The sequence below is a fragment of the Streptomyces sp. P9-A2 genome, assembly GCF_036634175.1.
Taxonomy (GTDB): Bacteria; Actinomycetota; Actinomycetes; order Streptomycetales; family Streptomycetaceae; genus Streptomyces; species Streptomyces pratens.
In genome coordinates this window covers 2,755,279-2,781,191 of record NZ_JAZIFX010000001.1, presented here as the reverse complement: position 1 = coordinate 2,781,191, position 25,913 = coordinate 2,755,279, and the positions used below count along the sequence as shown (strand labels likewise).

General features: G+C 72.2%; 25 protein-coding genes, 1 tRNA gene and 2 pseudogenes. 14 read left to right on the top strand and 14 right to left on the bottom strand.

The genetic code is table 11. From position 1 onward, the window contains the following. Positions 1-108: 108 nt before the first annotated feature. Positions 109-324 (top strand): annotated as a pseudogene (locus tag V4Y04_RS12610) (long-chain fatty acid--CoA ligase); the annotation flags it as partial. Between the two features lie 356 nt (positions 325-680). After that, positions 681-1,616 (top strand): chaplin, encoded by a 936-nt coding sequence (locus V4Y04_RS12605; RefSeq protein WP_332427762.1) that lies wholly within the window; start codon positions 681-683, stop codon positions 1,614-1,616. A gap of 236 nt (positions 1,617-1,852) precedes the next feature. Here the strand turns inward: V4Y04_RS12605 and V4Y04_RS12600 are convergent, their stop codons facing one another. Both V4Y04_RS12600 and V4Y04_RS12595 read right to left on the bottom strand, forming a co-directional pair. After that, on the bottom strand, positions 1,853-3,121 hold the full coding sequence (locus V4Y04_RS12600; RefSeq protein ID WP_332432812.1) for an FAD-dependent oxidoreductase: 1,269 nt from the start codon (positions 3,119-3,121) through the stop codon (positions 1,853-1,855). Positions 3,122-3,123: 2 nt separating this feature from the next. Beyond that, a complete protein-coding gene (locus V4Y04_RS12595) occupies positions 3,124-4,395 on the bottom strand; it encodes a carboxylate--amine ligase (RefSeq protein ID WP_332427761.1) in 1,272 nt (423 codons plus the stop codon). Positions 4,396-4,598: 203 nt separating this feature from the next. On the opposite strand from V4Y04_RS12595, the gene V4Y04_RS12590 reads away from it, so the two are divergent. After that, a complete protein-coding gene (locus V4Y04_RS12590; RefSeq protein WP_332427760.1) occupies positions 4,599-5,957 on the top strand; it encodes a glycoside hydrolase family 26 protein in 1,359 nt (452 codons plus the stop codon). A 47-nt stretch (positions 5,958-6,004) separates the two neighbouring features. Here V4Y04_RS12590 and V4Y04_RS12585 read toward each other — a convergent pair whose 3' ends face one another. The 8 genes from V4Y04_RS12585 to V4Y04_RS12550 form a co-directional block, all read right to left on the bottom strand. Continuing rightward, on the bottom strand, positions 6,005-6,667 hold the full coding sequence (locus V4Y04_RS12585) for a lipopolysaccharide biosynthesis protein (RefSeq protein WP_332427759.1): 663 nt from the start codon (positions 6,665-6,667) through the stop codon (positions 6,005-6,007). Continuing rightward, positions 6,664-7,821, bottom strand: coding sequence for a glycosyltransferase (locus V4Y04_RS12580; RefSeq protein WP_332427758.1), 1,158 nt, complete (start codon positions 7,819-7,821; stop codon positions 6,664-6,666). Before V4Y04_RS12580 ends, V4Y04_RS12585 begins: the two co-directional genes overlap by 4 nt. Position 7,822: 1 nt before the next feature. After that, entirely contained in the window at positions 7,823-8,512 is a 690-nt protein-coding gene (locus V4Y04_RS12575) for a polysaccharide deacetylase family protein (protein ID WP_332432811.1), read from the bottom strand. A 112-nt stretch (positions 8,513-8,624) separates the two neighbouring features. After that, positions 8,625-10,319 carry a murein biosynthesis integral membrane protein MurJ gene (gene murJ, locus V4Y04_RS12570; RefSeq protein WP_332427756.1) on the bottom strand — a complete coding sequence of 565 codons (1,695 nt, stop codon included), beginning with the start codon at positions 10,317-10,319 and terminating at the stop codon, positions 8,625-8,627. Then, positions 10,316-11,695 (bottom strand): O-antigen ligase family protein, encoded by a 1,380-nt coding sequence (locus V4Y04_RS12565; protein ID WP_332427755.1) that lies wholly within the window; start codon positions 11,693-11,695, stop codon positions 10,316-10,318. Before V4Y04_RS12565 ends, murJ begins: the two co-directional genes overlap by 4 nt. Before the next feature lie 5 nt (positions 11,696-11,700). Next, positions 11,701-13,128 (bottom strand): exopolysaccharide biosynthesis polyprenyl glycosylphosphotransferase, encoded by a 1,428-nt coding sequence (locus V4Y04_RS12560; RefSeq protein ID WP_332427753.1) that lies wholly within the window; start codon positions 13,126-13,128, stop codon positions 11,701-11,703. After that, positions 13,125-14,471 carry a glycosyltransferase family 4 protein gene (locus V4Y04_RS12555; protein ID WP_332427751.1) on the bottom strand — a complete coding sequence of 449 codons (1,347 nt, stop codon included), beginning with the start codon at positions 14,469-14,471 and terminating at the stop codon, positions 13,125-13,127. The genes V4Y04_RS12560 and V4Y04_RS12555 overlap by 4 nt, the downstream gene beginning before the upstream one ends. Continuing rightward, positions 14,468-15,565 carry a DUF3344 domain-containing protein gene (locus tag V4Y04_RS12550; protein WP_332427749.1) on the bottom strand — a complete coding sequence of 366 codons (1,098 nt, stop codon included), beginning with the start codon at positions 15,563-15,565 and terminating at the stop codon, positions 14,468-14,470. The genes V4Y04_RS12555 and V4Y04_RS12550 overlap by 4 nt, the downstream gene beginning before the upstream one ends. Positions 15,566-16,106: 541 nt before the next feature. Between V4Y04_RS12550 and V4Y04_RS12545 the strand changes: the two genes are divergently transcribed. The 7 genes from V4Y04_RS12545 to V4Y04_RS12515 all read left to right on the top strand — a co-directional run bounded on the left by V4Y04_RS12545 (position 16,107) and on the right by V4Y04_RS12515 (position 19,640). Continuing rightward, a complete protein-coding gene (locus V4Y04_RS12545; protein ID WP_234373339.1) occupies positions 16,107-16,382 on the top strand; it encodes a hypothetical protein in 276 nt (91 codons plus the stop codon). Between the two features lie 136 nt (positions 16,383-16,518). Beyond that, positions 16,519-17,028: a tyrosinase family oxidase copper chaperone gene (locus tag V4Y04_RS12540; RefSeq protein WP_332427745.1), complete on the top strand. Its 510-nt coding sequence runs from the start codon at positions 16,519-16,521 to the stop codon at positions 17,026-17,028. Next, positions 17,012-17,881: a tyrosinase family protein gene (locus tag V4Y04_RS12535; RefSeq protein WP_332427744.1), complete on the top strand. Its 870-nt coding sequence runs from the start codon at positions 17,012-17,014 to the stop codon at positions 17,879-17,881. Before V4Y04_RS12540 ends, V4Y04_RS12535 begins: the two co-directional genes overlap by 17 nt. A 231-nt stretch (positions 17,882-18,112) precedes the next feature. Continuing rightward, entirely contained in the window at positions 18,113-18,382 is a 270-nt protein-coding gene (locus V4Y04_RS12530; protein ID WP_332427743.1) for a hypothetical protein, read from the top strand. Positions 18,383-18,524: 142 nt separating this feature from the next. Next, positions 18,525-18,803, top strand: coding sequence for a hypothetical protein (locus V4Y04_RS12525; protein ID WP_332427742.1), 279 nt, complete (start codon positions 18,525-18,527; stop codon positions 18,801-18,803). 148 nt (positions 18,804-18,951) lie between these two features. Further along, a complete protein-coding gene (locus V4Y04_RS12520) occupies positions 18,952-19,218 on the top strand; it encodes a hypothetical protein (RefSeq protein WP_332427740.1) in 267 nt (88 codons plus the stop codon). Between the two features lie 143 nt (positions 19,219-19,361). Beyond that, complete coding sequence (locus tag V4Y04_RS12515; protein ID WP_332427738.1) at positions 19,362-19,640, top strand: hypothetical protein; 279 nt, start codon at positions 19,362-19,364, stop codon at positions 19,638-19,640. 125 nt (positions 19,641-19,765) lie between these two features. Here V4Y04_RS12515 and V4Y04_RS12510 read toward each other — a convergent pair whose 3' ends face one another. From V4Y04_RS12510 to V4Y04_RS12500, 3 genes are all read right to left on the bottom strand, one after another. Continuing rightward, a complete protein-coding gene (locus V4Y04_RS12510) occupies positions 19,766-20,740 on the bottom strand; it encodes an alpha/beta fold hydrolase (RefSeq protein ID WP_332427736.1) in 975 nt (324 codons plus the stop codon). 236 nt (positions 20,741-20,976) lie between these two features. Continuing rightward, positions 20,977-21,267: a chaplin gene (locus V4Y04_RS12505; protein WP_332427734.1), complete on the bottom strand. Its 291-nt coding sequence runs from the start codon at positions 21,265-21,267 to the stop codon at positions 20,977-20,979. 248 nt (positions 21,268-21,515) lie between these two features. Beyond that, entirely contained in the window at positions 21,516-22,451 is a 936-nt protein-coding gene (locus V4Y04_RS12500; RefSeq protein WP_332427732.1) for a DUF1963 domain-containing protein, read from the bottom strand. Between the two features lie 272 nt (positions 22,452-22,723). Here V4Y04_RS12500 and V4Y04_RS12495 point away from each other — a divergent pair, with 272 nt between their 5' ends. The 3 genes and pseudogenes from V4Y04_RS12495 (at position 22,724) to V4Y04_RS12490 (ending at position 23,825) form a co-directional block, all read left to right on the top strand. After that, entirely contained in the window at positions 22,724-23,158 is a 435-nt protein-coding gene (locus V4Y04_RS12495) for a pentapeptide repeat-containing protein (protein WP_332427731.1), read from the top strand. Between the two features lie 121 nt (positions 23,159-23,279). Continuing rightward, a pseudogene (locus V4Y04_RS37750) lies at positions 23,280-23,411 on the top strand (IS630 family transposase); the annotation flags it as partial. A gap of 63 nt (positions 23,412-23,474) precedes the next feature. Beyond that, a complete protein-coding gene (locus tag V4Y04_RS12490; protein WP_332427730.1) occupies positions 23,475-23,825 on the top strand; it encodes a tyrosine-type recombinase/integrase in 351 nt (116 codons plus the stop codon). A gap of 87 nt (positions 23,826-23,912) precedes the next feature. Here the strand turns inward: V4Y04_RS12490 and V4Y04_RS12485 are convergent. Then, positions 23,913-23,988, bottom strand: a tRNA-Arg gene (locus tag V4Y04_RS12485). Between the two features lie 320 nt (positions 23,989-24,308). On the opposite strand from V4Y04_RS12485, the gene V4Y04_RS12480 reads away from it, so the two are divergent. After that, complete coding sequence (locus V4Y04_RS12480; RefSeq protein WP_332427728.1) at positions 24,309-25,913, top strand: dynamin family protein; 1,605 nt, start codon at positions 24,309-24,311, stop codon at positions 25,911-25,913.

Genomic DNA, 25,913 nt, shown 5'->3' with positions numbered 1-25,913 from the left:
CGGCCACCGGCAGCACCGCCGACATCCCGTTCACCAACGCGGCCGAGGCCCCGCACGACGTCATCCTGCGCCGGGAGCGGCACGGCACCTGGCACCCGGTCACGGCGGTCCGAGGTGATCGACGACCCCCGGACGCGCGCCGACGTCCAGAAGGCCGTCGACCACGCCGACGAGGCCGTCTCCCGCGCCGGATCGATCCGCGCCTTCACCCTCGTCGACGGCGAGTTCACCGAGGAGAACGGACTGCTCACCCCGTCCCTGAAGGTCAAACGCGGGGCGGCACAGGCGGCGTACGCACGGGAGATCGAGAAGCTGTACTCCTGACGGGGCGTACGGCCCGCGAAGGGGCCAACCGGGTGAACCTGCGCAACCGTTTCCCGTATGCCGGGTTACTGAAGCAGTAGGGCACGCGACGCCACGAGAAAGGAACGCGCTGTGCTGCTCCGTCCGCGGTACACGGGTTTGTCCCGCAGGCCTTCCCGCCTGTGAGTCGAGGGCGAACACGGGAGCCGCTGCCGGCGTCGAGTCTGCCGCCGTCGGACCTCCGGGTGTTCTTCTCGACGCGTAGCACGCTGTGGCGTCCGACGCACCGGCCTCTCGGCTCCGCCGCGGCCGACTTCGGACGTCGATCTCCGTGCCCGGGCCGGCTTTCCACCTCTTCAAGCAGGAAGACCACGACATTGCGACAGACTCTGAGCAGGGGAGCGTTCGCGGCGGCCGCCGCCACGGGCCTCCTCTCCCTGTACGGTGCCCCCGCCCTCGCCGACACGTACGCGGAGGGAGCCGCCACGAACTCTCCCGGCGTGCTGTCCGGCAACAACGTCCAGGCGCCCATCGAGGCGCCGGTGAACGTGTGCGGCAACTCCATCGGTGCGGTCTCCGCACTCAACGAGGCGTCCGGCAACACGTGCGTCAACGGCTCGCACCATGACGACAGGTCCGATCAGCGCGCGGCCACCCCCGCGTACGGCGGCTCCGGCGGCGGTGGCGCGCACGCGGAGGGGGTCGCCAAGAACTCCCCCGGCGTGCTGTCCGGGAACAACGTCCAGGCACCCGTCCACGCGCCGGTGAACGCGTGCGGCAACACCGTCGACGTGGTCGGGGCGCTCAACGAGGCGTCCGGCAACACGTGCGTCAACGGCTCGCGCCACGACGACAGGTCCGAGAACCGCGCGTCCAGCACCTCGCAGGGCCGTTCCGGCGGCGGTGGCGCGTACGCGGAGGGAGTCGCCGAGGGCTCTCCCGGCGTACTGTCCGGGAACCTCATCCAGGTCCCGGTCCACGCGCCGGTGAACGTGTGCGGCAACTCCATCGGTGTGCTCGGGCTGCTCAACTCCGCCTACGACAACGACTGCGGCAACGGATACACGCCGGACGAGCCGCAGAGGCCCGGCTACGAGCCCGAGGACGAGACCCCGCCGTCCCCGCCCGTCCGCACGGACACCCCGCCTCGCACGCCGGTGACGTACACGCCGCCTCCGGCCACCGGCGAAGAGCCGTCCCAGCTCGCCGAGACCGGCAGTGACAACGCGCTGCTGGCCTCGGGCGCCGGCGCGGCCCTGCTCGTGGGCGGGGCGCTGCTGTACCGCCGCGGGCGGGCGGCCGCCCGCCGATAGCGGTTCCCGGGTGCCGGACCCCGTCCGGCCGGCACCCGCGACCCTGTCGGCCGAGCACGCCCCCGGACCGGTCCGAGCCCACCCTTCGGGGGGTCCGGACCGGTCCGGGGGCGCTGTGCTGTACGGGACGGGTACGGGCAGGGGGCGGGCAACGGGGGGTGGGGCGGGCGATGGGGACGGGCCGCTGACGGCCTGTTCGCCGGCAGCGGCCCGGAAGGGTCCCGCGGGACTCCGTGTCAGCCGCTCACCGGCGCCGGCGACTCGGTCCGGCTGCCGCCCGAGGGGACGGGGACCGTCGCCCCGCGCAGCGGAGTCGCCCCGAGCCGTCGGCGCACCCCCCGGACGAGGGTGGGTGCCGTGAACGTCGCGCCGTGGACGAAGCGCATGGCCGGACCGAAACCGGAGGAGGTCACCAGGCCCGCGAGGAACAGGCCGGGGTGGGACGACTCGAAGCCGCGTCCGGTCACCGGGGAGCCGTCGGGCAGGACCGCCAGCGCCCCGCGCAGTTCGGCACAGAGCAGGCCGAGCCGGTCGCGCTGCGCCCGGAACCCCGTGGCCGCGATGACGTGCTCGGTCTCCAGGGCGCCCGCGGTGCCCTCGTGGTTCACCGTGTCCAGCCGCACCCCGCCCGGCACCGCACAGGCGGCGGTGACCTCGTGGCCCGGCATCAGATCCACCGCGCTCTCCACCCGGTCCCGCACCCACCACGCCCCCGCCGGGCCCAGTGCCGTCTCCGCGATACGGGTCCGGGTCCGCTGCGGCAGCCGCCGGAAGAGGCCGGGACGCTCCGAGTAGAACCAGTTCCGCCAGCCGGGGCCCAGACCGCTGTGCGGAGAGCGGGCCGACTGCCACCAGGGGCGCTCCCAGGGCGGCGGCACGTCGTTCCACACCAGTCGCTCGGACCGCGCCAGCACCCTTACGCGCGTGCCCTGTTCGGCGAGCAGCGCCGCCGTCTCCAGGGCCGCCTGGCCGCCGCCGATCACCGTGACGTCCTTGCCGAGGAACTGGTCGAGGCCGTTGTGGTGGCTGCTGTGCGTCACCAGGGACGGGTGCAGTCCGCGCAGGACCGCCGGGACCTCGATGAACGGCATCACCCCGACCGCCAGCGCCACCGTCCGCGCCTGCAGCGCCTGACCGTCCGCGGTCACCACCGTGAAGCCGTGGGGGCCCGACGACACCCGGGTCACCATGCGCTCGTCCACGTCCGGCACGGCGTGACGCGCGAACCACAGGCCGTACGACGCGAACTCCTCCACCGGGATCGGCTCGGCGTGACGTGCCGTCAGCCCCTGTTCCTCGCAGTACGCGGCCAGGGTCCACCGTCCGCCCGGATCCGAAAGGTTGGACGCCCAGGGCTCGGACTTCAGGAACATGCCGCCGGGCATGTGGTCCCGCCAGGACGCCATGGGCCGGCCGAACACGCGCAGGCGCAGCCCGGCGGCCGCGGCGTGGGAGGCGATCGACAGACCGTACGGGCCGGCGCCGACCACCAGGAGGTCGTACATCATCAACTGCTCGCTTTCTCGTCGTCGGTCAGGGAGGGGGAGACCGCCACGGGGGCCACGGGAGCCAAGGGGGCCACGGGGGACGCCGGCGCCACCGGGCCGCCGCCCAGCCGCTCCCGCAGCCGGCCGGACACATGACGGGCCCACAGGGACCACATCGCCCGTCCGGGCCCTCGGTCGTCCGGGGCGTACCAGGCCAGTTCGCGTCCGCCCGGCGCCGCACGCAGCACGGCGAGCGGCGCGTAGTTCTCCACCACGAAAGCCCGCCCGGCCACCGGGTCCCCGTCCGGCAGCGGACGGCCCGTCAGGTCCAGGTGCAGGGCGCGTACGACGTCCAGCCCGGCGGTGTCCTCGAAGAGCCGGAACTGGGCGCCGGGGCGCGGGTTGAAGTCGAGCAGGTGGTAACGGCCCGTCGCGTGGCAGCGGCGGAAGTCGAGGTCGAAGACGCCGCGGTAGTCCAGTTCACCGGTGAGCCGCTCGGCCAGGGCCCGCACCCGCGGGTTGGGTGCCCAACTGCCCACCGCGGTCAGCCCCGCACCCCGCGGCCAGGCCAGCCGTTTGACCCCCGGTCCGCCGGCGCGCACGGCACCCGAGTGGTCGGCGTAGCCGTGGAAGAACCAGTCCCGGGCCGGGCCCGGCGGCAGATACGCCTGCAGCAGGAGCGGGCTGCCCGCCTCCTCGCTGCGCAGGTACAAGTCCCGGGCCTGCTGGGCGGAGCGCACCAGCAGGGTGCTGCGCAGCCCGCTGCCGGCCGGCAGCAGCCAGGGCCGGCTCCACTTCGCCACCACCGGAAACCCGAGCCGCGTCGCGTCGGCGGCGGCCCGCTCCGGGCTGTCGGGAACGAGTGTCTCCGGGTGCGGAAGGTCCGCCGACGCGCACACGGCGGCCAGTTCCGCCTTGTCGGCGACGCGTTCGGGCAGCGTGCCCGGCATCGCCGGCAGCAGGTAGGAGGGGGCGAGGGCGTCCCGCAGGCGTCCCGCGGCGATCGCGCTCGCGTCGTCCATCGGAACCAGAACGGCAGGACGCGCGATCCGGCCGGCGACACGGCGCAGCACGGCGAGGATGTCGTCCGCGGACGCTCCGGGCGGCGGCGGTGTGTGCAGCCGGTGCACATAGCGGGAGCTGCGCACGGGGCTTCGGGACTCGTCGGCGACGACGTGCACCTCCGCTCCCGCCCTGCCCAGTGAACGCACGGCCCCCAGCGTTCCGTGATGGAAGGGATTCCGGTCGACCCGCAGAATCACGGCGGGGACACGGGTGTCGAGCAGCGGCACGAATTTTCTCTTTCTTTCTGAATTCGCTCACCCGCACGGGCGAGCATGGCACTCGAAAGCCGCAGTGGCAGTGGCACCATGGGAATTCCTGTGACTGACTTCCGGATGACTGTTCGTCAATAACGAGCCCGGAGGCGGAAGGTCGGAAGCTCGGAAGGTCAGAACCTCAAAGGCCGGAAACGAGAGCGAAGACAGGAGCAGGAATGGCCCCACAGCGCGAACGTGTCCGGGTCCGCGGACTGGTCGTGGGCGCGGTGGCGATGGCCGTGTCGGCAGCCCTGGTGTCCGGTCCGGCGGCGGGGGTGGGGGTGGCGGGCACCGGCGATTCCCGCGTTCCGGTCCCGGAACCGACGGCGTCCGCGGCCGTTTTCCCGGACCTCGTACAGCGGCCCGCCCCTACGCCACCGGTTTTGGCGCCGCCGGTCGCCGTCCCGCCGGTCCCGGCCGTCAGGCCCCCGGCCGTCCCGGTGCCGGTCCCGGCCGTCCCGGTGCCGGGCGCGCAGGGCCCGCCCTTCGGCGCCTTCCTCGGCTCCGACGAGCGGGGCGTGGCGCGGATGGAGCAGTTCAGCAGCTGGCTGGGCGGCGCCGAACTCCGTGTCGGTCACACCTACCTGCCCGGCAACCACTGGAGCGACATCGAGGGCGACGTCCGCTTCCTCGAGTCGTGGGCGCGCTGGCGCAACGAGAAGGACGACCGGATGCTCGTCCTCAACGTGCCCCTGCAGGAGCGCAACGAGGAGGGCGTCCCGGACCACGAGGTCCGGGAACTGCTGCGGCGGGGCGCGGCCGGGGAGTTCGATCACCACTTCCGCGCGCTGGCCGAACGGCTGGTCCGGTTGGAGGTGCCGGACACGATCCTGGTGCTCGGCTGGGAGATGAACGGCGTCACCTACACCCATCGGTGCGGACCGGACCCTCAGGCCTGGAAGACGTACTGGAAGAGGATCGTCACCACCATGCGTGCGGTGCCGGGCCAGGAGTTCCGTTTCGACTTCACGCCGAGCCGCGGCCGGGACGCCGTTCCCTGGACGCAGTGCTACCCGGGGGACGACACGGTCGACATCATCGGTATGGACTCCTACGACCAGCCGGCCGGAATGTCCTTCGACGAACAGGTCGGGGAGCCCTACGGACTTCAGGCACACGTGGATTTCGCGAAAGCCCGCGGCAAACCCCTCTCCTATCCCGAATGGGGGCTTTTCCGCAACGGTGACAATCTCGAGTACATGCGGCGCATGCTCGCCTGGATGGACGAGCACAAGCCGCTGTACAACACGCTGACCGACTACTGCCCGCACGGTGTGTGGTGGTGCGACCAGAACCCGGCCTCGTCCCGCCACTACCGGTCCGTGCTCTCCGGCCGTGATGTCGTGGTGCCCCCGGTGCCACAGGTGCTCCCGGTGCCACAGGTGCTCCCGGTGCCACAGGTGCCCCCGGTACTCACGCCCGTGCCACCCGTCCCCACCGCACCGTCGCCCCCGAAGAAGTGCTCGCCGCTGGATCTGGGCAGCAGGGTGGAGTTCTGGCTCGGCGGGAAGTTCTGCCTCCGCTCCGACTGGTGAGCGCGCGCCCGCCGCGGCCGTCACCGGCCCGGCGGGATTCGCCCTCGTCACCGCTGTCCGCGCACAGCGGCGGCGGTGGCGGGGCCGGGTACCGAAGCGGTGGGGACGGGAGCGTCGTCCCCGTCCCCACCGGTCCGCCGCGGCCGGGCCAGCAACGCCAGCCCGCCCAGCAGCCCGCCCGCACTCGCCCCTACCAGAGCGGTCGACGCCGGGGAGGCGGACGTCGGTCTGCTCGGCTTCACCGCGCGCGAGAACTGCACGAGCCGGACCTGGGTGCTGCTTGCGGTCTTCTCCGCGTGCTGCGTCAGCGCGCGGGAGACCGCGTTGGCCATGTCGACGGCGAGGTCGGGGCGTGAGGAGGTGGCCGAGACGGCGACCATCGGCGCGTCCGGCGAGGTCGCCGTGCGCACGCTGTCCCGCAGGGTCCGCGTCGGCACGCCCGCCCACACCTGAGCGTCCCCGAGCACCGCGAGCTGCGTGGCCACCCGTCCGTACGCCTGCGCGAAACCGCGGGCGGACTCCGGGGTGGAGTTCACGGTCGGTACGGCGACGACGTAGCTGGTGGCCGTGTACGTCGTGGAGGTGAGCAGGCCGTACGCGCCACCGGACAGGCCGCCGACGAGGGCGCCGGCCGCGATCGCGGACCAGGCCGGCAACCTCCTGGCACGGGCCAGGAACGGACGGAGCCGGCGGGTCGGAGTGTCGGTCATGAGGAGCTTGCTCCCGGAGAAGAGGAAGGGGACGACGAAGAACGGGAAACGGCTGTCGCGTACACGTCCATGAGACGGTCGGCGCTGCGGGTGATGCTGTAGCGGTGCGCGGCCTTCGGGGCCGTGCGTGGCAGCGGGCCCGCCGCCCGGGCCTCGGCGATCGCCCGCGCGTACGCCTCGGGGCCGCCCCGCACCCGCCGGGCGCCGGCCGAGGCCTGCGGCGGCAGGTCCTCGATCGCCGGGCAGGAGGCGTAGACCACGGGCAGGCCCGACGCCAGCGCCTCCACGACCGCCAGGCCGAAGGCCTCCTCCAGGGACGGGGACGCCAGCACGTCCATCGCCGAGGTGAGCGACGGCAGGTCGGGGCCCGGGGAGCCGTCCGCGGCATGGGGGCACTCGCCGGTGAACAGGACCCGGTCGGCCACCCCGGCCTCCCGCGCCGTACGGCGCAGGGCGTGCTCCTCGGGGCCGCCGCCCACCAGCAGCAGCCAGTGGTCGTCCGGGAGCCGGGCGAGCGCCCGGACCAGGACGTCGAACCGCTTCCCGGGGGCGAGCCGGCCGACACCGCCCACGACGAAAGCGCCCTGGGGCAGGCCGAGACGGCGGCGGGTGCGCGCGCGCCCCTCCGCCTCGAAACGGAAGCGTTCCAGGTCGATGCCGTTCGGGATGACCTCGATACGGGGAGCGGGCACGCCCCAGCGCTCCAACCGGTCGGCCACCGCCGGGGACACGGCGACCGTCGCCGAACCGAGCCGCTCGCTGGAGACGTACAGCGCGCGCACCCCCGCCGTCAGCCGGCGGCCCTCCATCTGCGAGTCGCCCAGGGAGTGTTCGGTGGCGACGACCGCGCGGACCCCGGCGACGCGCGCGGCGAGCCGGCCGTAGACGCAGGCCCGGTACAGGTGCGTGTGCACCAGGTCGTAGCCGCCCGAGCGGATCAGCCGGACCAGCAGCGGGAGCGCGGTCACGTCACGGTTGCCGCCCATGCCCAGATGCGTGACGCGGACACCGTCGGCGGTGAGGCCCTCGGCGACCGCACCGGGGTTGGTGAGCGTCACGACGTCGCAGTCGACGGGCAGATGACGCAGCAGCAGACGCAACTGCTGCTCGGCCCCGCCCACACCGAGGCCGGTGATGATGTGCAGAGCCCTCATCTCACCGGCCCCCCACCGGGTGTCGGCGCAGCCGGTGCAGCCGGTACTTGAGACCCAGGCGCCACGCCGTGTCGTTCTGGCCGATGTGCACGCGCGGCAGGGCGTGCGGGCCGGTCAGCGGGCCGGGGGCGATGGCACAGGCGTAGGCGTAGCCCGCCTCCCGCACGGCCCGCACGGCCCGGGCGTCGACCGTGCCGTACGGATAGCAGAAGCCGTCGATGCGGGTGCCGGTCAACTCCGCGAGCCGATCGCGGCTCTCGGCCACCTCGGCCTCGAGGACGAGGTCGTCCGCCCGGGTGAGATCGACGTGGGTCAGCCCGTGCGAGCCGATCTCCACGCCCTCGGCCGCCGCGTGCCGGATGCCGGCCGCGGTCAGCAGCGGCTTGCGCGGGCCGAGCGGGTCCCAGGTGTTGTCGCCGCCGAGCCGCCAGGGCAGGACGAAGAGCGTGGCGCCGCATTCCCAGCGGCGCAGCAGCGGCAGGGCCTCGGTGACGAAGTCGACGTACCCGTCGTCGAACGTCAGCCCCACCAGGTGCCGCCCCTCGCCCCGGGCGCGGGCGGCGAGCAGGTCGGCCACGGACACGCCCCGCAGCCCCCGCCGGCGCAGCCAGGCCAGCTGCCCCTCGAGCCGCTCGGGCGTGACCGTGATGCGGTACGGATCGTCCGAGCAGTCTCCCACCGAGTGGTACATCGCCACCCATGGGACAGGGCCCGGGGGCGCGGCGGGGCGTCTGCCGGTGTCGAAGGAACCGACGGTGTCGGCGGTGTCAGCGGTGTCAGCGGTGTCGACGGAGCCGACGGAATCAATGGGAGCGGCCATGGATGAGCCTTCGGGTGACGGTGCGCACGGAGCGCACTGCGGATACGGAGCCCTGGACGCCCAGGGCCAGGGAAAGCGCGGCGAAGACGCCGGCCACGCTCAGAACGCCGGCCGCGAGACCCGCCACGGGGGACGCGAACCGGCTCGCGGCGAATGCCCCGACGGCGGTGGCGACGACCGCGGCGAGCACCGGCCTGCTCAGTTCGGCCAGGACCGGCCGGACCCGGAGGGAGACACCGTGGGGACTGCCGCGCCGGGACGCCCGCAGACCGGTCAGCAGCAGGACGGCCGTGACGGTGATGCCGAACGCGTTGGCGGCGGCGATCCCCGCCACCCCCCAGGGACGCACGGCGACGGCACCGATCACCGACGTGGCGGTGATGCCCGCGACCATCACCGCGAGGGGATACCAGCTGGGCCGGCCCGCCGAGAAGTACGAGCGGACCAGCACCCCCACCAGGGTCTGTCCCAGCAGCCCGAGGGCGTACACGCGCATGACGGCCGAGGTCGCCCCGGTGTCACTCGCGGTGAACGCGCCGCGCTGGAAGAGCAGTTCGATCATCTGCGGGGCGCAGGCGATCACCGCGCCCATGCCGGTCAACACCACACAGGAGGACAGCACCAGATCCCGCTCCACGCGGTCGCGCGCGCGTTCGGTGTCCCCGTCCGCCAGCGCCCGCGCCACCACGGGGAAGGTGACGGTGCACACCATCAGCGACAGTGTCATCGGAATCTGGGCGACCTTCTGCGCGTAGTTCAGGTGCGAGATGGCCCCGGAGGGCAGGGATGAGGCGAGGAAGCGTTCGACGAGGACCTGCGACTGGCGGCACAGCGAGAAGAGGAGTACGGCAGCGATCAGGGCGAGCCGTACCGGCCGCTCCTGCGCGTCGCCCACCGCCCCCTCGACGGCCGGTGCGCGGGATGCCAGCTGCCGCCACAGCGACGGCAGTTGCACCAGCACCATCAGGCAGCCGCCCACCGCCACCCCGACCGCCGCGGCACGCACGCCCCACGTGCGGCCGAGCAGGAACATCGCGGCGATGATCCCGGTGTTGTACGCGACGTAGATCGCCCCGGGCGCGGCGAAGCGGCGGTGGGCCCGCAGAGCGGCGCTGCAGTAACCGGCGATCCCGAAGGCCAGCAGGCTGATCGCCGTGAGCCGGGTGCAGTCGACGGCCAGCCGGGGGTCGGGCAGTCCCGGTGCGAGGACCTGGACCAGGAAAGGGGCCACAGCGGCGACCAGGGCGGCCGTCGCGGCGAAGGCGAGGCACAACCGGGGCAGCGTGGCGGCGACCAGGGCGCGGACCGGGTCGCCCGGTTCGCCCCGGGCACGTCGGGCCAGCGCCATGCTGAACGCCGGGATCAGCGCGATCGCCAGCCCGTCCTCGATCAGCAGCGTGGCGGCGATCTCCGGCACGGTCCACGCGATCAGGAAGGCGTCCGTGTCGCTGCCGGCACCGAACAGCCGTGCCAGTGACTGGTCGCGCACCAGGCCGAGCAGGGAGCCGGCGATGGACAGCGACGCCGTGACGAGCGCGGCCCGGGCGAGGAACTTCCGGGAAGCCGAGGCCGAGGCCGGGTCGGTGCCGTGCCGGGCGGGCGTGGCGGCACGGGCCGCGGGCACGGTCGCCGCCCCGTCGGTGTCGGGGGCGGGGCTCTGCGAGGGCACCACCGTCATCGCGCCGCGGCTCCCTCGACACGCTCCGGTACCGCGCCCCGCGGCACGGCGTCCACCCGCTCGCCGCCGGCCAGCGCCCACCACGCCGCGAGCCCCAGGCTCAGGGCGGTCAGCATCGTCGAGGGGCCGCCGATGTCGCCGTACACGAAGTCGGTCAGCAGCCAGAGCAGCAGCCCGCAGGCGACGAGCCCACAGTCGAGTTCCGGTCCGCGGCCGGGTCCCGGTCCGTCGCCGGGTCCTGGCTCGCGGCTGCGGACGCGCAGCAGCCTCCGTCCCCCGCCCACCAGCAGCGCCAGCCAGCCGCCGGTGAGTGCGAGCAGCCCGATCAGGCCCTGCTCGCTCAGCACCAGCAGGTACATGCTGTGCGGCGAGAGCAGCGCCTGCTTCCGGTACTCCGTCCCCGCGCCCCCGATGTCACTGCCCGAGGACAGCGCCAGGGTGGCGTGCCCGTCGCGGTACTCGGGGAAGCCCTTCAGACCCACGCCCGTCAGCGGCTGCTCGCGCCACATGCCGCCGGCGGACGCCCACAGGGCGTACCGGTCCACGACCGACTGGTCGGGGGTGTCGCCGACCTGCGCGATGCTGTCGATCCGCTCCTGCAACTGGGCCGTCCCGATGCCGAACCCGCCGGTCAGGACCACGCCTGCGGCGGCCACGGCCAGGGCCACCTTCAGCGCGCGCCGCGGCCCGGTCAGGGCCAACTGCACGGCGCACGTCAGGGCGGTCGCGATCCAGGCACCCCGGCTGAAGGAGAGGGCGAGCGGCAGCAGCAGGGCCGCAGCGCATCCGGTGGCCGTCACCCGCTGCCACACGACCGTCCGGCCCAGCGCGATCCCGACCGCGCACACCAGGCCGAGGGAGACCGCCGTCGCCATGCCCATCACGTCATGGGCGCCGAAGGTGCCGACCGCCCGGACGCCCTCGCCCTGGTAGGAGGCGCCGGTCCCGGTGACGTACTGATGCACGCCGACGGCTCCCTGCCATAGCGCGAGTCCCACGAACGACCAGGCCAGCACCCGGAAGTCGGTGCGGTCACGGACCAGGATGAGCACGGCCGCCGGGACGAGCACGAAGACCTGCAGATAGCGGCCCAGGCCGGTGAACCCGGCCTCCGGCGAGGACGCCCCCATCGCGGCGAGCGCGAGCCCCACGACCGGCAGGCCCAGCACCACGGCCGCGGCGGGCGACAGCGGACGCCGCCGCTCGCGCAGCAGGCGGATCACGCAGTACACCACCACCAGCCCGGAGACCACGTCCGCGGGCCCCGCTCCGTCGTACGTCAGCGGCAGGGCCAGCAGGGCGGGCAACGCCACCAGGGGCAGCACCGGCACCAGGTGGGCGGCCCGGCGTAGGAGCGGTGCGGGAGCGAGACTCACGTCGGTCAGCTCCCCGTCGGACGGACCAGCGTGACCGCGGTGCGCAGCAGGATGCAGATGTCCTGCCACAGCGACCAGTCGTCGATGTAGACGTTGTCGAACCGGCAGCGGTCCTCGATCGAGGTGTCGCCGCGCAGGCCGTGGACCTGGGCGAGGCCGGTGATGCCGGCCCGCATCCGGTGCCGGGCCGCGTAACCCGGGTGGGTCCGGCTGAACTGGGAGACGAAATAAGGGCGTTCGGGGCGCGGCCCGACCAGGCTCATGTCGCCGCGGAGCACGTTCCACAACTGGAGCAGTTCGTCGAGCGAGGTGCGCCGCAGCATGCGGCAGAACCGGCGCATCTCGTTCTCGTCGGCCACGCTCCACCGGGTCGCCGACTCGTGCGCGTCGACCGGCCGGTGCGTACGGAATTTCAGCAGTGTGAACGGCTCTCCGCCCCTGCCGATGCGCTCCTGTCGGAACACCACGCCCGGCCCGTCGACGATCCGCAGCGTCAGCGCGCACACCAGCAGCAGCGGACCGGCCAGCAGCAGCAGCGCCCCCGACACGAGGATGTCGAGCATGCGCTTGCCCGCGCTGCCGCGGCGCGCCGGTGACAGGTCCAGGAGACGGCACGGGAAACCGGCCAGTCGTTCCTTCGCCGGGTACGACGGGGAATCGGCGTCGACCTCCCAGATCACGCAGCCGGCCTCGGCCAGCGCGCGCAGGAGCGGGCCCTGTCCGGCGCGTACGGAGGGATGAACGGCCAGCACGGCCCGCACCCCGTTCTGGATGACCGCCCGCTCGACCTCCGCACCGGTGCGCAGCACCGGCAGGCCCTGGACGCCGTCCGGCTGCTCGGCGACGACCCCCACCGGCCGCACACCGCACCGCGGGTGGCGCAGCAGGGCGGCGGCCACGCGCTGCGCGGTCGCCGCCGGGCCGATGACGAGCGCCGCGTGCGGATGGCGCCGCAGCGCGGCGCGCCGCCGCCCGCGCACGGCCGCGCGCAGCGCACAGCCGGCCGCCGACTGCAGGACGAGGCCCGTCAGCACGGTGCCGGCGGACAACGCGTGCTCCGGCCGGTACGCCGCCCAGAGCGCCGCGGACGCCAGCCAGGCCACCGCGACCCGCCCGCACACGGCGGGCAGTTCCTCCAGCAGCCCCGGCCCCGGCGACCGGCCGCCGCGAGGGCGCAGCAGCAGCGACGCGGCGGTCAACAGGGCGACGAGCAGGGAGTGCCGCTGGGTGCCGGACAGCGCCAGCACACCCAGCAGGGCCGCGGCGGCGTCCGTGAGAAACAGCGGTACGGGCGAAGGCGGCCGCGCCGAAGGACGCGGGCCGGACAGCCGCAGACCGCCGGCGGTGTCGCGCGGCGGCATGACGGAGACGGACGAGGAACCGTGGTCCCCCGGCGGCACGCCGGGGGAGGTCATGGTGCGTTCGGCGGTCACGAGTGGATGGTCTCCCTGTACTTGGTGGGATCGACGCGCTGCGCGGTCCGGTCGGCCGCCTCGGCACGGCAGCCCGCGTCGAGCGGCTGCCCCTGCTCGGCGCCGCGGGCCTCGTCACGCTCGACGGCCCGGGACGGACACGCCCTCCCTCTGGAGGGCCAGGTGCCGAGCAGGTCGCGGTAGACGTCGGCGACCTGTTCGGCGGTGTGCCGTACGTCGTGGACGGACAGCACGTGCCGACGGCCCAGGTCGCCGAGCGACTCACACAGCGGCGGGTCGAGCAGCAGCCCGGACAGGGCCTCGGCCAGAGCCCTCGGGTTCTCCGGCGGTACCAGACAACGGGAGGCGAAGGACGGCGGCAGGCTCTCGCGAGCGCCGTCGACGTCGGTGACCACCACGGGACGTCCGCAGGCCATCGCCTCCAGCGGGGCGAGGGCCATGCCCTCCCAACGGGACGGCAGGACGACGAGATCGGCGGCCTGGTACCAGAGCGAGGCGTCGGGGACGGCTCCCGCGAACAGCACGGACTCCGGGGCCCGGGCGCGCAGCCGGTCGTGGTCCGGCCCGTCGCCCACCAGGACGAGGTGCGCGGCGGGCACCCGCTGCACGACGGCGTCCCACGCCCGCAGCAGGACGTCCTGCCCCTTCTGCCGGCAGAGCCGCCCCACACAGACCACGAGCGGCGCCGCGGGGTGGAGGGCGGCGAGCAGGGCGAGCCCGGCCCGCGCGGTGGCGGTGCCGGCCGGGCAGAAGCGTTCGGGGTCGATGCCGTTGGGGACGACGGTCCACCGTCCGGAAATCCCGGCGTGCATGCCGGTCGCCCGTTCCGCCTCGCTCACGCACACCACCCGCGTGGCCCAGCGCGCCCCCCATCGCTCCCATCCGAGCGCGAGCGTCGCGGTGACCCCGCCCACCGCCTCGAACGACCAGGCGTGCGGCTGGAAGACCGTCGGAATCCGCCCGCGCACCGCGAGCCGCCCGGCGAGCCCGGCCTTCGCGCTGTGCGCGTGCACCAGGTCGGGGCGCACCTCGTCGATCACCCGCGTGAGGTGCCGTACCTCCCGCACGAGCGACGGGCCGGGCGACCGCGTCGACCGCCAGCTCCGTACCTGCGCGCCGAGCGTCCCCAGGTGGAGGGCGAGTGCGCTGTCGGGGCAGACCGCGGTGACGTCCAGGCCGTCCGCGACCTGCGTACGGACCAGGTCCGTCACCACGCGCGCGACCCCGCCTTCCACCGGCTGGGTGAGGTGCAGTACCCGTGGCCGGCGGTCGGAGGGGGGCAGGTCCGTGCGTCCGGATTCCTCGTTCGTGACGGAGCTCGGGACGGGGAGCGGCGTGTTCATCGCCGGGCGTCGAGGGCAGTGAAGAGCACGCCGGCCCAGGCCGCGTCCCGCTGGGACGAGAGCCGGAGGCTCATCCGGTCGTCGGCGTGCAGCAGACCGCGTCCGAGGGTGAACACGTCGGAGTCGTAGCCGAGGGTGTTGGCGTACGCCGGCACCCGCGCCGGGGCCGCCCCGGCGGGCCCGCTGATGGTGGAGTTGAGGACGTCGCCGGCGGGGTTGGCGGAGTCGGAGAGCGTCGCGGTGGAAGCGGGCGTGCCGGTGGTCACGGTGAGCGAGTCGCCCGTGGTGCCGCGGTCGCCGTTGTACGCGACCAGTCCCACCTGGCCCTCCGCGCCCGCGGCGAGGTCCAGGCCGCTGAGCCGGACCTCGGGTCCCGTGCGGGACTGCAGCGGCGCGAAGCCGTCCCAGAGGGAGAGGTGCCGCAGCGGCTCCGCCGGGTTCTCGTACGCCACCACCAGGGTCCAGCCGCCCCACGCGCCGGCCGCCGACCGGCCGGCGGCCACGTTGACCTGCGCCACGGTGTACGGGCCCGGCCCGCTGTCCCGCACCAGCCCGGTCACGTCCGCCGAGGCCTGGAAGGCGTCCGCGCCGTCCGCCACGTCGTGTCCGACGACGGTGTCCGCGAGGAGCTCCTTGTAGTCCCCGCCCGGTTCGGCGATCAGGACCCGCCCGTTGTCCTCCGCGGGCTTCTGTTCGCCCACGCGCAGGTTGCCGCCCCAGTACAGGCGCGCGTACGTCACCTGCGAGCCGGAGGGCAGGCGGACCTCCGAACGGGAGGAGTTGTAGGTGTTCGGGTCGCGGTCGACGTCGACGTAGAACATGTCGAAGTCGCCGTTCACCGCCTGCGCGCCCGCCTGCACGTCCGCGCACGAGGAGGCCTGGGCCGTACGGCAGGTGGCGGAGGAGTTGGCCGCGCGCACGATGCCGCCGTGCTGGAGCGCGTGATACCGCTGGTCGAACGCGAGACTGCTCGCTTCCGGCGCGGGCGGCGCGGCCGGAGCAGCGGCGGGGGAGCCGCAGGGTGCCCACATCGCGACAAGAGCGAGGACACCCACCGTGGCAGGGCGAAGCAACTGACCCAGGGATTGGCGCATGACCGTCGGAGCCTTTCGGAACGGGTGGCGGTGACCGGATGGGTAAAGACGACGTCCGCGGCCGGCGGTGCCGCCGATGTCGGAGCCTCGCCCGAGGACGGCGACGACGAGCAGGACCGCCGGGATGGAGCAGGCAGCACGACGAGTGCGATGCGTCCGCTTCTGGGGGTGCGTCGGCACAACTCTAGCCACCAGCCGGACAAATTTGCCGAAACTCAATCAACGCCGACAAGTGTGTTGGAATCGTGAATTCGGCCCTCCGTGGGTGACACCCGGGCGGTCCCGCCCCGCCACCTCATCGGGCGGATCAGGGCCGTACGGGTGAAAAGGGGACGTCGAAGGCTTGCCGCGCCGCTCGTGCGGACCGGAAACCTCGACGCCCGCGGTCACCGTTCCGCCGGCGCCGGTGGTGCCACCACCCGTTTGATCTCATATGACGACTCGCCAATCCGTGGTTCCCCGGTTTCCGCACCGGCCGAGGATCGTTGAGCACGGCGACACAAAGCCCCCTCCGGCGACCCGCGTTGCCGAAGAAAGGAACATGATGAAGTCCCTGAAGGCTGCCGCCGTCATTGCCGGGTCCCTGATCGCCGCCGGCATGGCCGCGCCCGCGTACGCGCAGGAGATCGACCTGGCGTCCACCGGCCTCGACACCGGCCTGAACACGCGCGCTGCGGTCCCCTTCGAACTCATGTCGCCGCAGGACGAGTCGAGCGCCACCGAGTCCCGGACGTCGATGTTCGGCACCGCGGAGGAGGCGGCGGACGTGGTGAACCAGGCCAAGCCGGTGCACGGCGATCTGGGGCTGCACGCCTGAGACGCGCCGTACGAAGTCGGCCCCCGGTCCGGACCGGGGGCCGACTTCGTGTGTTCACCCCTTCGCCACGCGGAGGTGACCATGCGGCAGGTTCGACGGTTGGAACAGCGACAACCGTTCGGACAAGGAGTGGATCATGGTCGTTCCCATTGGCTCAGCACCCGTGGGTGCCGAGGACGCGGTGCCGCGCCCGGCGCCGCCCGGACCGGCGGGCAGAACACGGCGGGACGTGGCACGAGGCCTGCGGGCCGGTGCCCTCGCCGGCGTCCTGGCCCCGGTGCTCGCCGCCTTCCGGTCTCCGCGCCCCGGGCCCGCGGAAACGGACCCCCCGGGCGACACCGCCTCCGCCTTCGAGCGGACCTACCGCGGCCGCCGCATCCGAGGGGTGTGGGTGCCGGGGCGCACCGCGGCCGAGGACGGCCGGTGGCACGTCACGGTGGACGGCCGCCCCCTGCATCTGATGCGCCGCGCCGACGGCGGCTGGCTGAGCACGGTCGACCACTACTTCTCCCACCGGACGCCGCTAGAGGCCGCCTGCGCGGCCGTCGACACGCTCGGCCCCGGCGAGCGGCTGAGCGATGCGGCGTCGGAGCCGGGAGGTGCGGGACACGCGCACGGGGAGGGCCGGCATGGCGTACGTGCGTAAGGACGCGGGCACGCTCACGGCGGCCGAGAGGCTACGGCTCGTCAAGGCGCTGCTGGAGGTCAAACGGCGGGGCGAGTACGACGAGTTCGTGCGGATGCACCTCGCGTACTACTCCTCCGACGGCGAGCGCGGACTGCGCACCGCGCACATGGCGCCCTCCTTCCTGCCCTGGCACCGCCGGTTCCTGCTCGACCTGGAGGACGCCCTGCGCCGGGTGGACTCGGCGGTGACCATTCCGTACTGGGACTGGACCCGTGACCGCACGACCACCTCCGCACTGTGGACGGCGGACTTCCTCGGCGGCGACGGGCGCCGGTCCGACCAGCAGGTGATGACGGGGCCGTTCGCGTACGGTCAGGGCAACTGGACCATCGAAGTGGGCATGACCGACGGGGGGTTCCTCACCCGGGACCTCGGCCGCCGCCGCGACCCGATCGAGCTGCCCACCACGAGCGACCTGGAGCAGGCGCTGGAGGATCCCGTCTACGACGCGGGGCCCTGGGACTCGACGGTCACGCGGGGTTTCCGCAACAAGCTGGAGGGCTGGAGCACCGGCTGGGGCAGCCCGTCCTGGCGCAACCACAACAGGGTGCACCGCTGGGTCGGCGGGGCCATGCTCGGTGCCGCCTCCGTCAACGACCCCGTCTTCTGGCTGCACCACGCCTTCGTCGATCTGCAGTGGTACCGCTGGCAGCGCCGGCACGGCGGCGGGGCCCGCTACCTCCCCGCGAAACCGCCGGGCCCCGACGACGAGCAGCACCGCCGGATCGTGGCACGGCACGAGAAGCTGCCGCCGTGGGACGTGACACCGGACGAGCTGGAGGACGTCGGCCGGATCTACCGGTACGCGTGAGGCGGCGCCGTGTCGGGCCCCATGAGAAGAACCCCGGCGCTCGGGGCGCCGGGCGGACACGCGCTCTTGGGCCGCCCGATGCGCGTGTGACAGGCCTGTGACGTGCATTTTCACAAGAAACTTACGTGCATGGGTGTTTTGGCTGTCCAAAGTCGCAAACGTCGCTTACGTTATGCACTGTCAGTGACCAGCCCAACACGGGCTGTGTGGACTCGTGAAATCGGAGAAGTAATGCGCAAGTACCAGAAGGCTGCCGTCGTCCTGGCCATGCTCGGCAGTGTTGGGTTCCTCGGTGCCGGCGTCAGCCACGCCGGAGACGACCCCTCGTTCACGCTCGACAGCACGCAGACCACGAACTGCGCCCAGGACAACTCGGTTCAGGGTCTCGTCAACATCGACGACGTCAACGCCGGTGTCGGTGCCCTCCTGGGCCTCGGCAACGCGGAGAACACCGAGACCAACGCGGTGGCCTGTGCCTCCAGCTTCACCTTCGGCGGCTGATCACCGCTAGGTGATCCAGGGGGGTCCCGGGGCTCGAACCGCGCGTTCGAGCCCCGGGACCGCCCGGCACATCGGCCGGTCCGGAGGTCCGGACCGGCCCCGCCGCCGAGTCGCGGCGGGGCCACCGTCAAGGAAAAGGCAGATGTTCGAGCCGAAGAAGATCGCAGCGGCGGCAGGGATCCTGGGCGGCGTCGCCCTGATCGGCACCGGTGCCGTCCAGGCTGTCGGCGTCGAGGGCTCCGGCAGCTGCCTCAAGGGCGGCAAGGGAACCATCCGCTGCGAGCAGGTGCGGGAGTACCGACTCCCGGCCGACCTGCAGGGGAAGGTCCGCTTCACCAACGAGCAGGAGCAGACCTGCTCCGGTTCGGGTGTCGAGGTCTCCTGTGCGAGCGGCGCTCTCCTCGGTGGCGGGAGGGCTTGAGGCCTCCGCCGCTCGGGTGCGATATCGCCTTGTTTGAAAAAAAGGAGCGATGCGGCGTTTCGTCTATCAACTGCCGTAATCGTCGCCTACATTAGCGACTGAAAGTGACCGGGCCCTCACGGTCCGTGTCAAATCAGAAGGAGAAGTAATGCGCAAGTACCAGAAGGCTGCGGTCGTCATGGCCATGCTCGGCAGTGCCGGCTTCCTCGGCGCCGGAGTCGGTCACGCCAACGACGGGCCGGAGGTCGAGCTCAACAACACGCAGACCACGACCTGCGTCCAGGACAACTCGAAGCAGGGCCTCATCAACATCGACGACATCAACCTCGCGGTCGGCATCCTGGGCCTCGGCAACGCGGAGAACACCGAGACCAACGCGGTCTCCTGCGCCTCCAGCTTCGCCATCGGCGGCTGATCACCGCCAGGTGATCCAGGGGGGTCCCGGGGCCCGAACCCGTGGTTCGGGCCCCGGGACCGCCCGGCACATCGGCCGGTCCGGAGGTCCGGACCGGCCCCGCCGCTCGGTCGCGGCGGGTTGACCGTCAAGGAAAAAGGTAGATGGTGAAGTCGAACAAGATCGCAGCGGCGGCGGGGGTCCTCGGTGGGCTCGCGCTGGTTGGCGCCGGTGCCGTCCAGGCGTTCGGTGCCGAGGATCCGGACAACTGCGTCAAGGACGAAAAGGGCACCGTTCGCTGCGTGCAGGTGAGCGAGCAGGAGATCGTGACCGACCAGTACGGAACGATCCACTTCGTCAACAAGTCGGAGCAGACCTGTTCCGGTGAGAACGCCGAGGTCTCCTGCGCCAACAACCTCGTCCTCCCGGCCGAGAAGTCCTGAAGCCTCCGACGACCGAGTGCCGTTTCGCGGCACCCCTCACGTCGGCATCCCCCGCGTCGGACCACCCGTACGGCGGAGAGTGGCCGGAACCCGGTACCGGGTTCCGGCCACTCGTCGTGCGTCCGTCACCGCTGGGCCGTCGCGCAGGCGAGGCCGGCACCCGGTGACTCCACGGGAGTGCAGTACGGCAGGTCGTCGATGGGGCGGTCGGTACAGAAGCGGCCGATCAGCTCCGAGGACTCCTGCCTGCGCTCGACCGTGACCAGATGGTCCGCCTCCTTGACCGTCGTGAACCGCGCCGCCGGAATCGTCGCGGCGAGCTCACGGCCCATCTGCGGTGTGCACAGGGTGTCGTACTCGCCCGTGAACACCAGGGCGGGCACGGCGGGGGCGGGCAGGGGCTCGTAACAGCCGTGCGTCACCAGCCTCGTGTTGTGTTCGACCGCCTTCTTGAGCTCGTCCGGCGTCTGGTTCATGAACTGGTGATGCAGAAGGCGCGCGACGGCCGCGTGCCTGCGGACCTGACCGGCACCCGGGTTCGACATGAACAGCCCCACCAGACCGTCGGCCGCCGCTTCGATCTCCCCCCGTTCCAGCGCCTGCGCCAGACGCGGTACCGCCTCGGTGTAGATCTCGGGAAGACGCATCGCGGCGCCGCAGAAGACGATGCGACGGACGGACTCGGGATGCAGCTGCGCGAAGCGGAGGCCGACGACCTCACCGAAGCAGCCTCCGAAGAGATTCACCGGCGGCATCCCGATCTCCACCAGCATGTGCTGGACCGCGGCGGCAAGGAAATCGATCCCGTAGCGGGAGGGCAGGAAGTCCGCACTGCCGTATCCGGGGAGATCCACGGTGATCACTGTGCACAACGGCGCCAGCCACTTCTCGTGCCCCTGCCAGGAATACCGGTTCTGGGACGAGCCCCCTAGCAGCAGCAACGGCGCCGTGCGCGGAGCGCTCTGATGGACGATCCGGCACCCGTAAGTGAAGCCCTCGAACGTCAGGGTCCGCTCCTCCACCTGCTCCGGCGGTGGGGAAGCGGACCCGCGGCGTTGTGTGGTCAGTGAACCCTGGGGGGTGGTGAGGGCAGTGCGCATGGACGGCTCCGGGACAGGGGAAATGACGACGAACCAGTCCATGATTACCAGCAATCAAGGCTTTTGTTCGTAATCACTCATTTGTGGGCGATCCCGGCGGCAAGGCATGTACGGTCCGCCGGGCGGCAACCGCCGAGCCTGAGAGCCGGGTTCCCAGGGGCGGTGCCGGGAGCGGCGAGAGCCCCGGCGCTCGAGGTGCCGGGGCTCTGGACGTTCTGCTGATGACGCGTACGGGGTCAGTTCCCGTAAGCGCTCTTGTGGTTCTTGTGGTTCTTGTGGTGCTGACCGTCCTCGTTCACGCAGGTGTTGCCGAACGCCGGGTTCAGCGCGCCGATGACGTTGACGGTGTTCCCGCACGCGTTGACCGGCACGTGGACCGGGGCCTGGACCAGGTTGCCCGACAGGACGCCCGGGGAGTGGGCGGCGGTGCCCTGGGCACCCGCGTCCGCCAGAGCCGTACCGGCCCCGCTCAGGGCCACGACACCCGTGCCGAGTGCGACGCAGGCAGCCTTCGCGATGCGCGACATCACGTTCTCCTTCTTGTTCGATGAGCGCGGCCGCAGGGGGCGCGGCCGTGCTCCCCGTTCAACGCGGAGAAGCGCGACGAGTCACGGTGATCCGCCACCGATTTCTGAGCAGTGACCAGGAATGGGTCTTGGGTCCGTTCCCGGTCACTGCGGACATCCCGAACGGTGTGGGGTGTCCTGATCGCCCGCGTTCGCTCCGCGTCCGGTGGCACGGATCGGGTCCACGGTCCGGGAAGGCGGCGGCGGGGTCAGCAGTGGTACGACTGCACGACGTCGTCGAAACGCCCCGCCAGAAGGTCGTCACGGTTGATGAGCCAGCCCACTTCGCCGTCCCCGGTGTGGAAGACGGCGTCCTCGCCGAACTCCAGGAGGTTCAGCCACGGTCCGCCCTCCTGCTCGGAGACGGCGTTCCGCAGGGCCTCGGCGTACAGCTCGTCGAACCGCTCCGGTTCGTCCCTGCAGACGACCACGGCCTCCTCCCCCTTCTTCAGGAAGTCCGTTGCGTAGTCGGCCCGGTAGTACTGGGGGTTCAATTCCACCCCGCGCAGTCCGCAGGTCCGGTGTACGAACGGAACGGTCCCGACCCGCTCGGCGTACTCCGTGAACGCGGCCAGCAGCGGACGGGCCTCGTCCTCCACGTCCGCTCCCTCGAGGTCCGGCATACGGCCCTCCGCCTCGGCGAAGTCGTCGTCGGGATCCCACAGCCAGTCGAGGACGTCCCACGACGTGCCGGTGGTGCGGCACACCAGCACCCGCCGTTCGAGGACGTCCGTCGTCCACGTGTCGGAGGGGTCCTCGGAGTACGCGCCCGAGGGCGCGGGGCGTACGGCTGTCACGGTTCCCGCCGGTACGTGGACGACCGGCGCGGGTTCTTCGTCGTCGTAGCCGCGGTTCGTGAAGAACAGCAACTGCCCTTCGCGGGGGAGCCCGAGGTCCAGCGGCTGCTCCGGTATCGCGGCCAGGTCGAGACCGGCCACGTAGACGTCCCCGTCCCACGGGACATCCTCGGGCAGTTCCGGCAGCCCGCCGGTGTGACCCACCACGAGATCGTCGGGGCCGACCTCGGACGGATCAAGGATGCGCAGGTGGACGGACGGCTGCATCATCCACATGATGCGCGTGATGGAGTCGTCGGAGACGCCGTGCCGACGGGCGAAGACCCGGAACTCATCGGTGTATGACATCCCGTCATCCTGCCGTGCACCTCTGACAATTCCCTCCCCAGGGCCTCGCCGCCGCCACGCGGAAGACGCCGGGCCACCCGCCGTCGGGAACCTGCGACCTTGACCAGGGTGGGCGGGGATGCCGACGTGGTGGAGTGACAGCGGTGGTGGGCGAGTTCACCGGTGGCCGCACCCGTTCCCGGCCCCGCCTGGACCTGCGTGATCGGCCGGCGGGCGGCGAACCGTCGGAAATCCGGGCGACGGCCACCGGCCCGGCTGACACCCTGGCGCACATGGCCACGTCACCGACCGCGAGACAGCGACTTGCCGCGCTTCACCGCCATGCGGCCGTGAACCGTGAGGACTTCACCGGCCGGAACCTTGCTTCCACCCGCACGTCGCGGCTGCGGTTCACCCGCTGCTTGTTCATCGGGGCAGATCTACGCCACGCCACTCTGGACGGGTGCTGGTTCAAGTTCTGCGACCTCAGTGGCGCAGACCTGCGCGGGGCTTCACTGCGCGAGGTCAGCCTGGCCGGATGCGATCTACGGGGTGCCGACCTGCGCGACACCGATCTGACCGGCGCCAGGCTCGGAAGTGTGAACACCGGTATGCCCCCGCTCGGGCCGACCGACGTCACCGGGGCCCGGTTCGGGGGAGCGACCCTGCGCAATGTCCAAGCGGAAGGCGTCATCGGCTGGCCATTCGGGCATGACGGGAACGAGTAGGGCCTGCCAGGCGGCGCGCCGATCTCAACCCCGACCAGGCTGAGGTTGAGCGCCGACCCGCGCCAACCGAAGTACCCAGCGACGCCACGCAAGATCACGATCTACAGCCGGAGTATCAGATGTGCGCTCGGTGCAACGGTGGCCCCGAGCCTGGCAGGACGACGGCCGGCAAGTTCTGCACTCCAAGGGGTCGGCTGCCCGCCCCAAGCTGAACGAGGCCCTGTTCGCAATTCCGGAGCAGGAGCCGGCCAGATGTCGACCGCGTCCAGGACGCGCCGCTCGGAGCGTCCTGTCCCGCTCCCGGTTGTCTGCGTGGATGCTCTCCGCCGGCGCCGTGGGATCCAGGCGGGGGGCGACAGGCGGCAGGGGAGAGGGGGCAGGAGACGGGCCTGGTCTTCACCACCGGCGGGGCACCCCGATCGAGCCGCGGAACCTGAACCGGCACTTCTGCCCGATCCGCGAGCGGCCGGGTCGGGAGGTCCGGTTCCACGACCTCCGGCACACCTGCGTGACGCTGCTGCTGGGTCTCGGCATCCCGCCGCACATCGTCCGCGACATCGCGGGTCACCACGCGCTGGATGTGACGATGAACATCTACGCGCACGCCGGCATGACGGAGAAGCGGGCCGCTCCGGACCGGCTGGGGAGCCTGCCGGCCGCCGAGTGACGGGGTCGTTGCCGTCAGTATTGCCGTCAGAGGCACGAAACGCCCTGGAGGGGAGGACCCCTCTGGGGCGTTCTGGCTGGTGACGGGTGGCGCCCCCGGCAGGACTCGAACCTGCGGCCAAGCGCTTAGAAGGCGCCTGCTCTATCCACTGAGCTACGGGGGCCGGGTGTGGTGGCCACTGTCGTGGTGCCCGGGTGTCCCGGTCCTTGACGTCGCCGGGGACAAGGATAGGGCTCCCGCGTCCTTGCCCCTGTCGCCTCGCCTCCGTGGCTCGATGTGGAGGTCCGGTGAAGCGGTCCCGATAATCGCAGGCGGGTACGAATCATGCACCGATTTTGACCCCTAGCGCATCGGGTGTTGTGCACTCGTTATGCCTCGGCTGTGTGCGCGCCCCGGTCGCCCCTTCCATCCGCTTGTGTTAGATCGGCGCGCAGACATGGTCATATGCTTCAGAATTCCCATGAAATTGGGCATTCTTCACATGTGGTGACCTTGGACGTACGGCCTCAGCTGCTCGACGCACTCTCCGCCCTGCGCGACCGTGTCGCCGCCGCACGCTTCCCGCTGCCTGTGGCGGGGGCCGCACGCGCGCGTGCCAACCGCGACGAACTGCTCGCACAACTCGACGACTATCTGGTACCCCGGCTGAGAGAGCCCCAGGCGCCGCTGCTCGCCGTCGTAGGGGGGTCCACCGGGGCCGGCAAGTCCACCCTGGTGAACTCACTCGTGGGGCGGCGCGTCAGCGAGGCGGGCGTGCTGCGGCCGACGACCCGGACACCGGTGCTCGTCTGCCACCCCGAGGACCACCACTGGTTCAGCGGGATGCGCATCCTGCCCGACCTCACGCGCGTATGGGGTCCCCGTCGGGAGGTCGACGACCTGCTGCTCCCGGGAGAGAACCCGGCACGTGTCCTGCGCATCGAGACCGCCGACAGCGTCCCGCCCGGCCTCGCCCTGCTCGACGCCCCCGACATCGACTCCCTCGTCGCCGACAACCGCGTCCTCGCCGCCGAACTCATCTGCGCCGCGGACATCTGGGTCATGGTCACCACCGCCGCGCGCTACGCCGACGCCGTGCCCTGGCACATGCTGCGCGCCGCCAAGGAGTACGACGTCAGCCTGGTGACCGTCCTGGACCGGGTGCCCCACCAGGTCGTGTCCGAGGTGTCCCGGCAGTACGGCGCCCTCCTCACCAAGGCCGGACTCGGCCACGTACCGCGCTTCACCGTGCCCGAACTGCCCGAGTCGGCCTGGGGCGGCGGGCTCCTGCCGGCCTCCGCCGTGGCGTCGCTGCGGACCTGGCTCGTCCACCAGACGCAGGACCCCGCCGCCCGCGCGCACGTCATGGCGCGCACCGCCCACGGCATCCTCGACTCCCTCAACTCCCGCATGCCGGAACTCGCCGGTGCCGCCGCCGCGCAGCACGCCGCCGCGCTGCGGCTCACCTCCGCCGTCGAGGGGGCGTACGACAAGGAGCACGCACGCCTGCGCGGCCGGCTGCAGGCCGGAACCGTGCTCGCCGGCGACGCGCTCAAACGGTGGCGCGCCTTCCCGCTCGACTGCACGCCCGGCGAACTCCTCGACACCCTCGTGGAGGGCATGGGCGCCCTGCTGCTGTGCGCCGTCGCCGCCGCCGACGAACGGGTCGACACCGCTTGGCGGCGCGAACCGGCTGCGAAATCACCGGAGTTCACCGACCGCGACGGGGCGACGGAGAGCGTCGAACACCGGATCGGGCTGGCCGTACGACGGTGGCGGCGCGAACTGGAGGAGTACGCCGAGGAAGAGGTCCGAGAGCTCGACCGCGGTCCCGCCCCCGATCCCGAGACCGTCGCCGCCCTGACCGCCACGGCGCTGCTGAGCGGGCGCCGGGCGCGGACCGCGGGGGAGAAGCTCGCCCAACGGATCGGCGCACAGGGGGCGGTACGGCTGCGCGACCGGAGCGGACGGCTGCTCATCGAGTACGTGAACCAGGTCATGCACGCCGAACGTGAACGCCGGCTCACGCCGCTCGACGCGCTCGAGGTGCATCCGGAGCCCCAGGCCGAACTCATCGCCGCGTTGTCCGTACTGCAGAAGGAGAGGTGA

Excerpts from the sequence above, each read along its gene's own strand:
- V4Y04_RS12510 (WP_332427736.1), bottom strand. The coding sequence starts at position 20,740 with ATGCGCACTGCCCTCACCACCCCCCAGGGTTCACTGACCACACAACGC.
- V4Y04_RS12585 (WP_332427759.1), bottom strand. The coding sequence starts at position 6,667 with ATGACCGACACTCCGACCCGCCGGCTCCGTCCGTTCCTGGCCCGTGCC.
- V4Y04_RS12495 (WP_332427731.1), top strand. The coding sequence starts at position 22,724 with ATGGCCACGTCACCGACCGCGAGACAGCGACTTGCCGCGCTTCACCGC.
- V4Y04_RS12530 (WP_332427743.1), top strand. The coding sequence starts at position 18,113 with ATGCGCAAGTACCAGAAGGCTGCCGTCGTCCTGGCCATGCTCGGCAGT.
- V4Y04_RS12505 (WP_332427734.1), bottom strand. The coding sequence starts at position 21,267 with ATGTCGCGCATCGCGAAGGCTGCCTGCGTCGCACTCGGCACGGGTGTC.
- V4Y04_RS12525 (WP_332427742.1), top strand. The coding sequence starts at position 18,525 with ATGTTCGAGCCGAAGAAGATCGCAGCGGCGGCAGGGATCCTGGGCGGC.
- V4Y04_RS12600 (WP_332432812.1), bottom strand. The coding sequence starts at position 3,121 with ATGTACGACCTCCTGGTGGTCGGCGCCGGCCCGTACGGTCTGTCGATC.
- V4Y04_RS12545 (WP_234373339.1), top strand. The coding sequence starts at position 16,107 with ATGATGAAGTCCCTGAAGGCTGCCGCCGTCATTGCCGGGTCCCTGATC.
- V4Y04_RS12575 (WP_332432811.1), bottom strand. The coding sequence starts at position 8,512 with ATGTACCACTCGGTGGGAGACTGCTCGGACGATCCGTACCGCATCACG.
- V4Y04_RS12580 (WP_332427758.1), bottom strand. The coding sequence starts at position 7,821 with ATGAGGGCTCTGCACATCATCACCGGCCTCGGTGTGGGCGGGGCCGAG.
- V4Y04_RS12490 (WP_332427730.1), top strand. The coding sequence starts at position 23,475 with ATGCTCTCCGCCGGCGCCGTGGGATCCAGGCGGGGGGCGACAGGCGGC.
- V4Y04_RS12550 (WP_332427749.1), bottom strand. The coding sequence starts at position 15,565 with ATGCGCCAATCCCTGGGTCAGTTGCTTCGCCCTGCCACGGTGGGTGTC.
- murJ (WP_332427756.1), bottom strand. The coding sequence starts at position 10,319 with ATGACGGTGGTGCCCTCGCAGAGCCCCGCCCCCGACACCGACGGGGCG.
- V4Y04_RS12590 (WP_332427760.1), top strand. The coding sequence starts at position 4,599 with ATGGCCCCACAGCGCGAACGTGTCCGGGTCCGCGGACTGGTCGTGGGC.
- V4Y04_RS12515 (WP_332427738.1), top strand. The coding sequence starts at position 19,362 with ATGGTGAAGTCGAACAAGATCGCAGCGGCGGCGGGGGTCCTCGGTGGG.
- V4Y04_RS12540 (WP_332427745.1), top strand. The coding sequence starts at position 16,519 with ATGGTCGTTCCCATTGGCTCAGCACCCGTGGGTGCCGAGGACGCGGTG.
- V4Y04_RS12500 (WP_332427732.1), bottom strand. The coding sequence starts at position 22,451 with ATGTCATACACCGATGAGTTCCGGGTCTTCGCCCGTCGGCACGGCGTC.
- V4Y04_RS12555 (WP_332427751.1), bottom strand. The coding sequence starts at position 14,471 with ATGAACACGCCGCTCCCCGTCCCGAGCTCCGTCACGAACGAGGAATCC.
- V4Y04_RS12520 (WP_332427740.1), top strand. The coding sequence starts at position 18,952 with ATGCGCAAGTACCAGAAGGCTGCGGTCGTCATGGCCATGCTCGGCAGT.
- V4Y04_RS12535 (WP_332427744.1), top strand. The coding sequence starts at position 17,012 with ATGGCGTACGTGCGTAAGGACGCGGGCACGCTCACGGCGGCCGAGAGG.